The following is a 13830-nucleotide window of genomic DNA, read 5'->3' as shown; positions in this document are numbered from 1 at the left end:
GGTGGGCGCTTTGCGCTTGTCACTGCCCGCGCACCGACCGCACATTGACGCATCTGTTCGCTTGTGCTTCATTGTGTTTGTTTCTGTTTGGGTGCGGTGAGGAGCTACCGGTGAAGAAGACGACGACCCGGCTCGCGGACGGCCGGGAGTTGATCTACTACGACGCATCCGACGACGTGGTCCGCGCCGCCCCCGACGGCCGCCCCCTCGACCCGGTCTCCACCGCCGCCGAGATCCGCCACGACCGCCTCCTCGGCGAATCCGTGGCCATCGCCTCGCACCGCCAGGCCCGCACCTACCACCCGCCGGCCGACGAGTGCCCGCTGTGCCCCTCCCGCGACGGCCGGCACACCGAGATCCCCGCCGCCGACTACGACGTCGCGGTCTTCGAGAACCGCTTCCCCTCCCTCGCCGGCGACCACGGCCGCTGCGAGGTGGTCTGCTTCACCTCCGACCACGACGCCTCGTTCGCCGACCTCACCGCGGAACAGGCCGCCCTGGTCCTCGAAGCCTGGACCGACCGCACCGCGGAACTCTCCCAACTCCCCGGCGTCCAGCAGGTGTTCTGCTTCGAGAACCGCGGCGCCGAGATCGGCGTCACGCTCGGCCACCCGCACGGCCAGATCTACGCCTACCCCTTCACCACCCCGCGCACGGAGCGGATGCTCGCCTCCCTCGCCGCGCACCGCCGGGCCACCGGCCGCAACCTCTTCGACGACGTCCTCGCCGACGAGCTCGCCGACGGCCGCCGGATCGTCCTCGAAGGCGAGCACTGGGCGGCCTTCGTCCCGTACGCCGCCCGCTGGCCGTACGAGGTGCACCTCTACCCCAAGCAGCGGGTCCCCGACCTGCTCGCCCTCGACGGGGCGGCGCGCACCGAATTCCCACAGCTCTACCTGGAAGTCTTGCGGCGCTTCGACCGGCTATTCGGGCCCGCGGCGGCCCCCACGCCGTACATCTCCGCCTGGCACCAGGCGCCCGTGCACGCCGCGGACCGCTCCCAGTTCGCGCTCCATCTGGAGCTTTTCACCATCCGCAGGACTTCCGGCAAGCTGAAGTTCCTCGCGGGTTCGGAGTCCGGCATGAACGTGTTCATCAACGACGTGCCGCCGGAGGCCGCGGCGGACCGACTGCGAGAGGTAGCGAGCGAGTGAGCGAGAAGTACCTGGTCACCGGAGGTGCCGGCTATGTGGGCAGCGTGGTGGCCCAGCATCTGCTGGAGGCCGGCCACACCGTGACGGTCCTCGACAACCTCTCCACCGGCTTCCGGGAGGGGGTCCCGGCGGGCGCCGCGTTCATCGAGGGCGACATCCGCGACGCCGGCCGCTGGCTGGACGCCTCGTACCACGCGGTGCTGCACTTCGCCGCGTTCTCCCAGGTCGGCGAGTCCGTCGTGCACCCGGAGAAGTACTGGCGCAACAACGTCGGCGGCACCATGGAGCTGCTCACCGCGATGCGCGAGGCCGGAGTGCGCCGGCTGGTCTTCTCCTCCACCGCCGCGACCTACGGCGAGCCGGTCGGCACCCCGATCACCGAGACCGACCCGACCGCCCCCACCTCCCCGTACGGCGCCTCCAAGCTCGCCGTCGACCACATGATCAGCGGTGCCGCCGCCGCGCACGGCCTGGCCGCCGTCTCGCTGCGCTACTTCAACGTCGCCGGCGCCTACGGCAGTTGCGGCGAGCGCCACGACCCCGAGTCGCACCTGATCCCGCTGGTCCTCCAGGTCGCCCAGGGCCGCCGCGAGGCGATCTCCGTCTACGGCGACGACTACCCGACCCCCGACGGCACCTGTATCCGCGACTACATCCACGTCGCCGACCTCGCGGAGGCCCACCTGCTCGCCCTGGCGGCGGCGCGGCCCGGCGAACACCTCATCTGCAACCTCGGCAACGGCAACGGCTTCTCCGTACGCGAGGTCATCGAGACCGTCCGCAAGGTCACCGGGCACCCCGTCCCGGAGATCGCCGCCCCGCGCCGCGGCGGCGACCCGGCCGTGCTGGTGGCCTCCGCACGGACCGCCATCGACCGGCTCGGCTGGCGCCCCAGCCGCGCCGACCTCGCCGGAATCATCGCCGATGCCTGGCAGTTCGCCCGGCGCACCGCCCGTGCGGAGGCCGAGGACCTGCCGCACCCGCCGAAGGAGTCCGTGTGACGGAGACGGAGCACGGCGCTCCGCGGACGGCGGCGGCCTTCCGCGAGGTGTACGGGGCGGAGCCGCACGGCGTCTGGGCGGCGCCCGGCCGGGTCAACCTGATCGGTGAGTACACCGACTTCAACGACGGCTTCGTGATGCCGCTGGCCCTCCCGCACACCACCCTGGCCGCCGCCGCGCCCCGCCCCGACGGCGTGCTGCGCCTGCACTCGGCCGGCGCCGGCGGCGGCATCACCGAGCTGCGCCCCGACGCGCTGCGCGGCGACGCACCGACCGCCACCGCGGGATGGGCGGCCTACCCGGCGGGCGTCGTCCGGGCGCTGCGGGAGGCCGGGCTGCCGGTGGGCGGCGCGGACCTGCACTACGAGAGCACGGTGCCCACCGGCGCCGGGCTGTCCTCCTCGGCGGCCCTGGAGGTCGCCACCGCCCTCGCCCTCGACGACCTCTACGGACTCGGCCTGGCCCCGCGGGAGTTGGCCCGGATCGCCCAGCGGGCGGAGAACGCGTTCGTCGGCGTGCCCTGCGGGATCATGGACCAGACCGCCGCCGCCTGCTGCACCGCCGGGCACGCCCTCTTCCTGGACACCCGGGACCTCAACTACCGTCACGTCCCGTTCGATTTGGCGGGGGAGGGGCTGCGGCTCCTGGTGGTCGACACCGGCGTCCGGCACGAACTCGGCGACGGCGCGTACGCGGCGCGGCGCGCCGGCTGCGAACGCGGTGCGCGGGCGCTCGGTGTGCGCGCCCTGCGCGATGTGCCGTACGTGCATCTGCTCGTGGCGCTCGACAGACTTGACGATCCCGTGGTCCGTTCCCTCGTCCGCCACGTCGTCACCGAGAACCACCGTGTGGAACAGGTCGTCGCCCTCCTCGACGCCGGCGACATCCGCGCCGTCGGCCCGCTGCTGACCGCCGGACACGCCTCGCTCCGCGACGACTTCGCGGTCTCCTGCGCCGAACTCGACCTCGCCGTCGACACCGCCAACGCGGCGGGTGCGCTGGGCGCCCGGATGACCGGCGGCGGTTTCGGCGGCTCGGCGGTGGTGCTCGTCGAGGAGCGCGCGGCAGGGCCGGTCGCCGACGCGGTCACCGCGGCGTTCGCGGCGGCCGGGTACACCGCGCCGCGGATCTTCCCGGCCGTCCCCAGCGCCGGCGCACGCCGTCTGCCGGACGAGGCCGTCGGGCAGCGCCGAGACGCCCCGGCGGGCGGGCGGTCCGGCGGTTCCGGCTGACTCGTCCGGCCAGTTCGGCCATTCGCCCTCCCGGACCGCGCCCCGTCCGTAGGCTTGATCCGGTGCCGGTGGGGGCCGGCGCCGTTTCAGGGGGCGAGACCGTACGGGCGCGGCGCCCGGGGTGGGGTGGCCAGGCGGGCGCGGCGGCGGCCGTGCGATCGAGGCGATCTTCAATCCGGGCGCTGTGCCCGCTATGGTCCGTTCACCGAGACAGGGGGTCTCTGTGCAACGAATCCGGGTTCTGGTGGTCGACGACCACCGCATCTTCGCCGAATCCCTGGCCGCCGCGCTGGCCGCGGAAGTGGACGTGGACGTCGCGGCGGCGGGCAGCGCCCCGGCGGCGCTGCGCAATCTGGACCGGGCCGCCGCCGACGGCCGCCGCTTCGACGTGCTGCTGGCGGACGCCGACCTGGCCGCGCCGCTGCTCGCGGTGCCGCCGCAGCCGTCCGCCCGCGACGGCGCGCCCCGCGAGGCCGCGGTGCGCGACGGTGCGGTCCGCGAGGCCGCGGTGCGCGACGGTGCGGTCCGCGAGGGCGCGCCCCGCGGCTGCCCGCTGGACGGCATCGCGCTGGTCTCCGGGCTGCGCTCCAGCCACCCGTATCTGCGGACGGTGGTGCTCGCCGACCGCGACGACCCGCGCCGGGCTGCCGCCGCCCTCCTGGCCGGCGCCTCCGGCTGGGTCGCCAAGGACTGCTCGCTCTCCCGGCTGCTCGCGGTCATCCGCGGTGTGCTGCGCGACGAGACGCATCTGCCGCCCGCCCTGCTGACCGGTGTCCTGGGGGAGTTGCCGCCCGCCCGCCGGCACCGTACGGAGAGCGAGCGGCTGGTGGAGTCGCTGACCCCGCGCGAGCGCGAGGTGCTGCGCTGCATGGTGGCCGGGCTGGGCCGCAAGGCGGTCGCGGAGCGGCTGTTCCTGTCCCCGCACACGGTCCGTACGCACATGCAGAACGTGCTCGGCAAGCTCGGGGTGCACTCCACCCTCGCGGCGGTGGCCCTGGCCCGCCGGGCCGGGGTCGGCCCGGTCGAGCTGGAGCCGGCCGGGGCGGGCCCGGTCACGCTGCCCTGAGGCCGCGGTCGGCGCCCCGTACGGGGTCAGCCCGGCTCCGCCGCCGGACCGGTCAGTACGGCCACGCCCCGGGCGGCCAGCGCCACCTGCTCCACGGCCGCCGCCCGGGGCGCCAGCGCGTCCCGCATCGGCTCCGGCAGCCCCACCTCCACCGCTCTCGCCCCGTGGTTGAGCAGGAACAGGTACCGCCCGCCGGCACCCTCCCGTACGGCCGCCTGCACCCCCGCCGGCAGCCCCGGCAGTACGGGCGCCACCCCCGCGGCCTCGCGGACGTCGTCCAACAGGGCCCGCAGCAGCGCCGGTTCGAGGCGGGTGCCGAGGTACCAGACGGTGCCCCGCCCGTAGTCGTGCCGGGTCACCGCGGGCCGCCCCGCCAGCTCGCCGTCGGTGAAGCGGGCGAGGGCCTCGGCCCCCGCCAGCTCGATCTCCTCCGACCACATGTCCGCCCGCCCGGCGTACGCTCCCCCAAGGTCTCGGCTCCTCCCGGCCAGGGAGGCACCCCCACCCCCGACGGCCACCGAACGGCCCTCGGCCAGCGGCCAGAACTCCGTGACCCGCAGCCCCAGCAGTTCCCGCAGCGGCGCCGGATAGCCCCCCGGGTGCACCCGGTCGTGCTCGTCGACGATCCCCGAGAAGAACGACACCACCAGCCGCCCGCCGTCCCGTACGTAGGCCGCCAGCCGCTCCGCGTCCCGGGCCGTCACCAGATACAGGTTCGGCACCACGACCAGCCGGTAGCCGGACAACTCCCGCTGCGGCGGCACCACGTCGCAGGCCACCCCCGCCTCGAACAGCGGCCGGTAGTGCTCCAGCGCGATCCGGGAGTGGTCCAGCGCGGTCGACGGCCGGGAGTCCAGCTCCAGCGCCCACCAGCTGTGCCAGTCCGCCAGCAGCGCGGCCGACGCCCGCGACCGGGTCCCCTCGATACCCGGAACCGATGCCAGCTCCCGGCCCAGATCGACCACTTCACGCCACGTGCGGGTGTCCGTTCCGCCGTGCGGCAGCATCGCCGAGTGGAACTTCTCCGCCCCGCCCAGCGACTGCCGCCACTGGAAGAACAGCACCGCGTCCGCCCCCTGCGCCACCGCCTGCCAGCTCCACAGCCGCATCGCGCCGGGCGGCTTGGGCCCGTTCCGGGGCCGCCAGTTGACCGCGCCGGCCGCCTGCTCCAGCAGCAGCCAGGGCTGCCCGCCGCGCGCCGACCGCATCAGGTCGAAGACGTACCCGGCCCGGATGTGCTCGTCCGTCGCGAACGGGTCCTGGTAGAAGTCCAGCGCCATCGCGTCCAGGTGCGGTGCCCAGCCGAACGCGTCGACCGGCTTGTGCTGCGGCATCAGGTTGGTGGTGACCGGCACCCCCGGCGCCAGCCGCGCCAGCACCGCCTTCTCGGCCAGATAGCAGGCCCGCAGCGCGTGGTCGCAAAAGCGCAGATAGTCCAGCTGCTGCGCCGGGTTGGGGAAGGTGGGTGCGGTCCGCGGCGGCAGCACCTCGTCGAAGTCCCCGTACGCCTGCGACCAGAAGGCCGTCGACCAGGCGTCGTTGAGCGCCGCCACGCTCCCGTAGCGGGTCCGCAGCCAGACCCGGAAGTCGTCCGCCGACACCTCGCAGAAGCACTGCCGGGTGTGGCACCCGTACTCGTTGCCCACATGCCACATGGCGAGCGCCGGATGCTCCGCGTACCGGGCGGCGAGCTGCTCCACCAGCCGTACCGCGTACGCCCGGTAGACCGGGCTCGACGGGCAGAAGTGCTGCCGCGCCCCGGGCCAGCGGCGCCGGCCGTCCGGCCCCTCCGGCAGGATCTCCGGGTGCGCGCGGGTCAGCCAGGGCGGCGGCGAGGCGGTCATCGTCGCCAGGCACACCTCGATCCCGACCCCCGCCAGCCCGTCCAGCACCCGGTCGAACCAGCCGAAGTCCCATTCCCCGGGCCGGGGTTCGACCTTCGCCCAGGAGAAGATCCCGGCCGTGACCGTGGTGACCCGGGCCGCCTTCATCAGCGCCAGGTCCTCGGCCCACACCTCCTCGGGCCACTGCTCGGGGTTGTAGTCGCCGCCGAATCGGATGCCCATCGGACCCCCAGGGTCGCAGTCGCGGTGCCCGCCCTCACGAAGAGCTCTTGTACACGCTCCACCCGCCGTCCACGACCAGGCTCGCCCCCGTTACGAACGACGCCTCGTCGGACAGCAGGAACGCGATCGCCGCCGCGACCTCCTCGGGCCGGCCCAGCCGCCGCGCCGCCGTCTGCGCCGCGCTGGCCTGCCGGTCCGCCTCCCCGACGCCGTCCCAGGCCGCGGTCAGCACCGGGCCCGGCAGCACGCTGTTGACCCGCACCTCGGGCCCGTACTCCACCGCCAACTGCCGCCCCAGCCCGGTCAGTCCGGCCTTGGACGCGGCGTACGCGGGCCGCCCCGGCAGCCCCACCAGCGCATGCACCGACGACGTCAGCACCACCGACCCGCCGCGCGCCCGCAGATCCGCCAGCGCGGCCCGCACGCCGAGAAAGGAGCCGGTCAGATTCACCGCCAACTGCCGCTCCCAGTCCGCCGCCGGCGTCTCGTCGGCCGCCGCGACGTACCGCAGATACGCGTTGCCGACCAGCCCGTCCACCGGGCCGTACCGCCGCCGCGCCGCCTCCACGGCCCGCTGCCAGTCGCCCTCGTCGGCCACATCGCAGTGCTCGTACGAGGCCCGCCCGCCGGCCGCCTGGATCCGCCGCGCGGTGTGCTCGCCGCGCGCGTCGTCGATGTCCAGCAGCAGCACCCCGGCCCCCTCGGCCGCCAGCCGGTCCGCGGTCGCCGCCCCGATCCCGCCGGCCGCCCCGGTCACCACGACCGTACGGCCCGCGAACCGCCTGCCGTACGGGGAGCGCGTCTCGTGCTGGCTCATACCGCGATCCAAGCCCACCCGGGGGCGGCCGGGCAAGAGGACACGGGGGCGCGCGGGATGGGTGTGCCAGGGCCGGTCCGACGGGTCAGGGCCGGACAGGCCCTAGCCCGGGATGTTGTCGAACGGACCGGTCAACCGCCGCAGCAGACCGGCCAGTTCCTGCCGCTGCTGCCGTGAGAGCTCGGCCAGAATCGCCCGCTCCTGGGCGAGCAATCCGGCCAGGGACTGGTCGGCCTTGTCGCGGCCCTTGGCGGTCAGCCGGACCAGCACACCGCGCCGGTCGCTGGGGTCGGGCAGCCGCTCGACGAGCTCTTTCTTGGCCAGCCGGTCGATGCGGTTGGTCATCGTGCCGGAGGTGACCAGCGTCTGTGTGAGCAGGGCGCCGGGGGAGAGCTGGTAGGGCGCGCCGGCCCGCCGCAGCGCGGTGAGCACGTCGAACTCCCAGGGCTCCAGCCCCACCTCGGAGAAGGCGAGGCGGCGGGCCCGGTCCAGATGTCTGGCCAGCCGGGAGACGCGGCTGAGGACCTCAAGCGGCTCCACGTCGAGGTCCGGGCGCTCGCGGCGCCATGCTGCCACCAGTCGATCGACCTCGTCCTCCATGGCGATCAGTGTAAAGGGTCTGTCGACGTGAAGTCTCTTGACGTAGAGTATCTCGACGTCTAGATATATTTTCCTGGACTACTGGGAATCGTCGCCGCGAGCTCGGAATCCACCCGAGCCGGCCACAGCGCACTATGACGGCACCCGGAACCGAACGTGCCGGCCCTTGTATCAGCAGAGGGGTTTTCGAACATGCACGACGCACCAACCTGGGATCCACAGCAGTATCTGCACCACTCCGGGCACCGCACCCGGCCCTTCCACGATCTTCTCGCCCGCATACCGCAACTGCCGCGGCCGGGTCGCCCCGCCCGCATCGCCGACCTGGGCTGCGGCCCGGGCAATGTGACGGTCCAGCTCGCCGACCGCTGGCCCGACGCGCACATCACCGGCTTCGACAACTCACCCGAGATGCTGAAGGAAGCCGAGAGCTACGCCGGGCCGACCCCCGGCGGCGGCCACCTGGACTTCGCTCCGGCCGACGCCGCCGACTGGACGCCTGAAGAGCCTTTCGACCTGATCATTTCCAACGCCGCGCTGCAATGGGTCCCCAACCACCCGGATTCCTTCGCCCGCTGGGTCGACGCGCTCACCCCCGGCGGAACGTTTGCCTTCCAGGTCCCCGGGAACTTCACCTCGCCCAGTCACGCCCTGCTCGGCGAACTGTGCGACTCCCCGCAGTGGCGCGACCGCCTCGACAGCCACGGCCGCCGCTTCGTCCACATCCTGCAACCCGCCGACTACCTGGAGCGCCTCACCGACCTCGGCTGCCTCACCGACGCCTGGGAAACCACCTACGTCCAGCTCCTCCAGGGCGACGACCCGGTCCTGGACTGGGTCAAGGGCACCGCCCTGCGCCCCGTGCTCACCGTCCTCGAAAACGATCCGGAGGCACGGGAGGCCTTCCTCACCGAATACCGCGACGCGCTGCGCGAGGCGTACCCCACCGGCCGGCACGGCACGGTGTTCCCCTTCCGCCGCATCTTCGCCGTGGCCCAGAAGCCCCCGACCCCCACCGCCTGACCCCACCCGACCCGCCACGAGCACCGGCCTCGGCCCACATCCAGCTCGCCGCCTGCCTGGGGAGGCATGGAGAAGGCTGCTGGTTCGAGGCCGGCGCGGCACCGCCCACGCCGGCTCCGGCCCCCTGTTCCCGGATTGTTCCTGGATCTAGTTCTTGCGGTGCCCTATCAGCCGCGGCTTGGCCTCCAGATTGCCCAGCCCGTGCCACGCCAGGTTCACCAGATGCGCCGCCACCTCCGCCTTCTTCGGCTTGCGGGTGTCGACCCACCACTGACCGGTCAGCGCCACCATGCCCACCAGCGCCTGCGCGTACAGCGGGGCCAGCTTCGGGTCGAAGCCGCGCGCCTTGAACTCCAGGCCGAGGATGTCCTCGACCTGGGTGGCGATATCGCTGATCAGGGACGCGAAGGTGCCGGTCGACTGGGCGACCGGCGAGTCGCGGACCAGGATGCGGAAGCCGTCCGTGAACGTCTCGATGTAGTCGAGGAGCGCGAACGCGGCCTGTTCGAGCAGCTCGCGCGGATGGCCGGCGGTCAGCGCACCGGTCACCATGTCCAGCAGCTGCCGCATCTCGCGGTCCACGACCACCGCGTACAGCCCCTCCTTGCCGCCGAAGTGCTCGTAGACCACGGGCTTGGACACGCCGGCCTTGGCGGCGATCTCCTCGACGGAGGTGCCCTCGTACCCCCGCTCGGCGAACAGCGTGCGGCCGATGTCCAGCAGCTGCTCCCGGCGCTCCGCACCGGTCATCCGCACCCGGCGCGCGCGCCGGCCCCCGGACGCCGAGGACGCGGTGGACGCGGTGGATTTTCCCTTGCCGTTGTTCGCGCTGCTGCTGTCGATCGCCACCCGTCAATCATGCCGCCTGCGCGGCCTTCTCCTTGCCTCGGGCGTTCTCGTTGCGCCGGGCGTCGAGCCGCGCCGCGTTCGGCCAGCGGACGTCGTACGCCCAGCCGGCCCGCTCGAACCAGCGGATCAGCCGGGCGCTGGAGTCCAGCTGGCCCTTCATGACCCCGTGCCGGGCGCAGGTCGGGTCCGCGTGGTGGAGGTTGTGCCAGGACTCGCCGCAGGACAGCACCGCCAGCCACCACACGTTGCCGGAGCGATCACGGGACTTGAACGGGCGCCTGCCGACCGCGTGGCAGATCGAGTTGATCGACCAGGTGACGTGGTGCAGCAGCGACACCCGCACCAGGGAGCCCCAGAAGAACGCGGTCAGCGCGCCCTGCCAGGACCCGGTGGCCAGCCCGCCGACCAGCGGCGGGATCAGCAGCGACACCGTCGTCCACAGGATGAACTGGCGGGAGACGGTCCGGACCGCCGGGTCCTTGATCAGGTCGGGGGCGTACTTCTGCTGCGGGGTCTGCTCCTTGTCGAACATCCAGCCCACGTGCGCCCACCACAGGCCCTTCATCAGCGCGGGCAGGGTCTCGCCGAAGCGCCAGGGGGAGTGCGGGTCGCCCTCCGCGTCGGAGAACTTGTGGTGCTTGCGGTGGTCCGCCACCCAGCGGACCAGCGGGCCCTCCACCGCCAGCGACCCCATGATCGCCAGCGCGATCCGCAGCGGGCGCCGGGCCTTGAAGGCGCCGTGCGTGAAATAGCGGTGGAAGCCGATGGTGATGCCGTGGCAGCCGATGAAGTACATCGCCGTCAGCAGCCCGAGATCGAGCCAGCTCACCCCCCAGCCCCAGGCCAGCGGCACCGCGGCGACCAGCGCCAGGAACGGCACGGTGATGAACAACAGCAGGGTGATCTGTTCCAGCGACCGGCGCTGCTCGCCGCCCAGCGTCGCGGACGGCAGCGGGGAGGGTGCGGAAGAACCGGCGGGCGCGTCGAGCGGTAGCGGTGACTCTTCGGCGGCTTCAGGACCAGCGCTCATATGGTGTCCCTCGTCGGGGGCTCGGGGCACGGCTACGGCCTACGGGACCGTAACCTACGGTCTCGTAAGTATGGCAGTGACACCGCCACGGGCAAGGCCGTGACAGGCCCCCGCCCCCGCCCGGCCCGGCGGGTGCCCACCCTGCGGACGGTGTGATCCGCCGCCGATGGCGGAGACCTATCCTTGGGGGGCGTCGGACAGCGCGGTCCGCCACAAGCCCAGACGTGCTCAATGACTGCACCATCACTGCAAGGAGCCGCACCTGTGAGCAGTGCCGACAACACCCCCGCCGAGAACGTGTCCGAAAACCCCGACGGCGCCGCCCGCGACAACATCGCGCTGCGCGCCGACATCCGCCGCCTCGGCGACCTCCTCGGCGAGACCCTCGTACGGCAGGAGGGACCGGAGCTGCTGGACCTCGTCGAGCAGGTCCGCGCGCTGACCCGCTCCGACGGCGAAGCCGCCGCCCGGCTTCTCGGAGACACCGACCTGGCCACCGCCGCGAAGCTGGTCCGCGCCTTCTCCACGTACTTCCACCTGGCCAACGTCACCGAGCAGGTGCACCGCGGTCGCGAGCTGCGGGCCAAGCGGGCCGCCGAGGGCGGCATCCTCGCCCGCACCGCCGACATGCTCAAGGACGCCGACCCCGAGCACCTGCGGGCCACCGCCGGCAACCTCGGCGTCCGCCCGGTCTTCACCGCCCACCCCACCGAGGCCGCCCGCCGCTCCGTCCTCACCAAGCTCCGCAGGGTCGCCGAGCTCCTGGACCGTACGGACCCCGGCGAGCGCCGCCGCGCCGACCTCCGCCTCGCCGAGAGCATCGACCTCATCTGGCAGACCGACGAGCTGCGGGTGGCCCGCCCGGAGCCCACCGACGAGGCCCGCAACGCCATCTACTACCTCGACGAGCTCGGCCGCGGCGCGGTCGGCGACGTCCTCGAAGACCTGGCCGCCGAGCTGGAGCGGGCCGGCGCCCAGCTCCCGGCCGGCACCCGCCCGCTCACCTTCGGCACCTGGATCGGCGGCGACCGCGACGGCAACCCCAACGTCACCCCCCAGGTGACCTGGGACGTCCTGATCCTCCAGCACGAGCACGGGATCACCGACGCGCTGGAGCACGTCGACGAGCTGCGCGGCGCGCTCTCCAACTCCATCCGCAACTGCGGCGCCACCGACGAGCTGCTGGAATCCCTCCGGCGGGACCTCGACCTCCTCCCGGAGATCAGCCCCCGCTACAAGCGGCTCAACAGCGAGGAGCCCTACCGCCTCAAGGCCACCTGCGTCCGGCAGAAGCTGCTCAACACCCGCGACCGGCTCGCCGCCGACACCCCGCACGTGCCCGGCCGCGACTATCTGGGCACCGCCGAGCTCCTCGACGACCTGGCGATCATCCAGACCTCGCTGCGCGAGCACCGCGGCGGCCTGATCGCCGACGGCCGCCTGGAGCGCACCCTGCGCACCATCGCCGCCTTCGGCCTCCAGCTCGCCACCATGGACATCCGCGAGCACGCCGACGCCCACCACCACGCCCTCGGCCAGCTCTTCGACCGCCTCGGCGAGGAGTCCTGGCGTTACGTGGACATGCCGCGCGACTACCGCCGCAAGCTCCTCGCCAAGGAACTGCGCTCCCGCCGCCCGCTGGCCCCCACGCCCGCCCCGCTCGACGAGGCCGGCGCCAAGACCCTCGGCGTCTTCCGCACCATCCTCAAGGCCAAGGACACCTTCGGCCCCGAGGTCATCGAGTCGTACATCATCTCCATGTGCCAGGGCTCCGACGACGTCTTCGCCGCCGCCGTGCTGGCCCGCGAGGCCGGCCTGATCGACCTGCACGCCGGCTGGGCCAAGATCGGCATCGTGCCGCTGCTGGAGACCACCGACGAACTCAAGATCGCCGACCGGCTGCTGGACGAGATGCTCGCCGACCCCTCCTACCGGCGGCTGGTCGCCCTGCGCGGCGACGTCCAGGAGGTCATGCTCGGCTACTCGGACTCCTCCAAGTTCGGCGGTATCACCACCTCCCAGTGGGAGATCCACCGCGCCCAGCGCCTGCTGCGCGACGTCGCCCACCGGCACGGCGTACGGCTGCGCCTCTTCCACGGCCGCGGCGGCACCGTCGGCCGCGGCGGCGGCCCCTCGCACGACGCCATCCTCGCCCAGCCCTACGGCACCCTCGAAGGCGAGATCAAGGTCACCGAGCAGGGCGAGGTCATCTCCGACAAGTACCTGGTCCCGTCCCTGGCCCGGGAGAACCTCGAACTGACCGTCGCGGCCACGCTCCAGGCATCCGCCCTGCACACCGCCCCCCGCCAGTCCGACGAGGCGCTGGCCCGCTGGGACGCCGCCATGGAGACCGTCTCCGACGCCGCCCACGGCTCCTACCGCCGCCTCGTCGAGGACCCCGACCTGCCCGCGTACTTCTTCGCCTCCACGCCGGTGGACCAGCTCGCCGAGCTGCACCTGGGATCGCGCCCGTCGCGCCGCCCGGACTCCGGCGCCGGCCTCGACGGACTCCGCGCCATCCCCTGGGTCTTCGGCTGGACCCAGTCCCGCCAGATCGTCCCCGGCTGGTTCGGTGTCGGCACCGGCCTCAAGGCCGCCCGCGAGGCCGGGCTCGGCAGCGTCCTGGACGAGATGCACGAGCACTGGCACTTCTTCCGCAACTTCCTCTCCAACGTGGAGATGACGCTCGCCAAGACCGACCTGCGGATCGCCGGCCACTACGTCGACACCCTCGTCCCCGACGAGCTCAAGCACGTCTTCGACGTCATCAGGGCCGAGCACGAACTGACCGTCCAGGAAGTCCTGCGGGTCACCGGAGAGCGCGAACTCCTCGACTCCAACCCGGCCCTGAAGCAGACCTTCCACATCCGCGACGCCTACCTGGACCCGATCTCCTACCTCCAGGTCTCCCTGCTGCACCGCCAGCGCCAGGCCGCCGCCCGCGGTGAGGAGGCCGATCCGGTCCTCGCCCGCGCGCTGCTGCTGACCGTCA

At 73.0% G+C, this 13830-nt stretch carries 11 protein-coding genes; 6 read left to right on the top strand and 5 right to left on the bottom strand.

Annotation, left to right across the window (positions count from 1 at the left end):
- Positions 1 to 110: 110 nt before the first annotated feature.
- The 4 genes from galT to RZ84_RS14530 all read left to right on the top strand — a co-directional run bounded on the left by galT (position 111) and on the right by RZ84_RS14530 (position 4453).
- Entirely contained in the window at positions 111 to 1154 is a 1044-nt protein-coding gene (galT, locus tag RZ84_RS14545) for a galactose-1-phosphate uridylyltransferase (protein WP_043264682.1), read from the top strand.
- Positions 1151 to 2155 (top strand): UDP-glucose 4-epimerase GalE, encoded by a 1005-nt coding sequence (gene galE / locus RZ84_RS14540; RefSeq protein WP_043264681.1) that lies wholly within the window; start codon positions 1151 to 1153, stop codon positions 2153 to 2155. Before galT ends, galE begins: the two co-directional genes overlap by 4 nt.
- Positions 2152 to 3387, top strand: coding sequence for a galactokinase (galK, locus tag RZ84_RS14535; protein ID WP_078893756.1), 1236 nt, complete (start codon positions 2152 to 2154; stop codon positions 3385 to 3387). Before galE ends, galK begins: the two co-directional genes overlap by 4 nt.
- A gap of 223 nt (positions 3388 to 3610) precedes the next feature.
- Positions 3611 to 4453, top strand: coding sequence for a response regulator transcription factor (locus RZ84_RS14530; protein ID WP_043264680.1), 843 nt, complete (start codon positions 3611 to 3613; stop codon positions 4451 to 4453).
- Between the two features lie 26 nt (positions 4454 to 4479).
- Here the strand turns inward: RZ84_RS14530 and RZ84_RS14525 are convergent, their stop codons facing one another.
- The 3 genes from RZ84_RS14525 to RZ84_RS14515 all read right to left on the bottom strand — a co-directional run bounded on the left by RZ84_RS14525 (position 4480) and on the right by RZ84_RS14515 (position 7936).
- Positions 4480 to 6519: a beta-galactosidase gene (locus RZ84_RS14525; protein ID WP_043264679.1), complete on the bottom strand. Its 2040-nt coding sequence runs from the start codon at positions 6517 to 6519 to the stop codon at positions 4480 to 4482.
- A gap of 34 nt (positions 6520 to 6553) precedes the next feature.
- Positions 6554 to 7336, bottom strand: a complete 783-nt coding sequence (locus RZ84_RS14520) for an SDR family NAD(P)-dependent oxidoreductase (protein WP_043264678.1) — start codon at positions 7334 to 7336, stop codon at positions 6554 to 6556.
- Positions 7337 to 7438: 102 nt separating this feature from the next.
- On the bottom strand, positions 7439 to 7936 hold the full coding sequence (locus RZ84_RS14515) for a MarR family winged helix-turn-helix transcriptional regulator (protein WP_043264677.1): 498 nt from the start codon (positions 7934 to 7936) through the stop codon (positions 7439 to 7441).
- A gap of 192 nt (positions 7937 to 8128) precedes the next feature.
- On the opposite strand from RZ84_RS14515, the gene RZ84_RS14510 reads away from it, so the two are divergent.
- Positions 8129 to 8959 (top strand): trans-aconitate 2-methyltransferase, encoded by an 831-nt coding sequence (locus RZ84_RS14510; RefSeq protein WP_043264676.1) that lies wholly within the window; start codon positions 8129 to 8131, stop codon positions 8957 to 8959.
- 147 nt (positions 8960 to 9106) lie between these two features.
- Here the strand turns inward: RZ84_RS14510 and RZ84_RS14505 are convergent, their stop codons facing one another.
- Together RZ84_RS14505 and RZ84_RS14500 are read right to left on the bottom strand one after the other, a co-directional pair.
- A complete protein-coding gene (locus tag RZ84_RS14505; protein WP_107068120.1) occupies positions 9107 to 9808 on the bottom strand; it encodes a TetR/AcrR family transcriptional regulator in 702 nt (233 codons plus the stop codon).
- 7 nt (positions 9809 to 9815) lie between these two features.
- The gene (locus RZ84_RS14500; RefSeq protein ID WP_043264675.1) at positions 9816 to 10838 is read right to left on the bottom strand and encodes an acyl-CoA desaturase; all 1023 of its coding nucleotides are present in this window, start codon (positions 10836 to 10838) and stop codon (positions 9816 to 9818) included.
- 297 nt (positions 10839 to 11135) lie between these two features.
- Here RZ84_RS14500 and ppc point away from each other — a divergent pair.
- Positions 11136 to 13830 (top strand): phosphoenolpyruvate carboxylase (gene ppc, locus RZ84_RS36550; RefSeq protein WP_241778055.1); only part of this gene is annotated, 2695 nt, incomplete at its 3' end.

Source organism: Streptomyces sp. CT34 (assembly GCF_000805335.1).
Lineage (GTDB): Bacteria > Actinomycetota > Actinomycetes > Streptomycetales > Streptomycetaceae > Streptomyces.
This window is presented reverse-complemented; position numbering and strand designations above follow the sequence as displayed.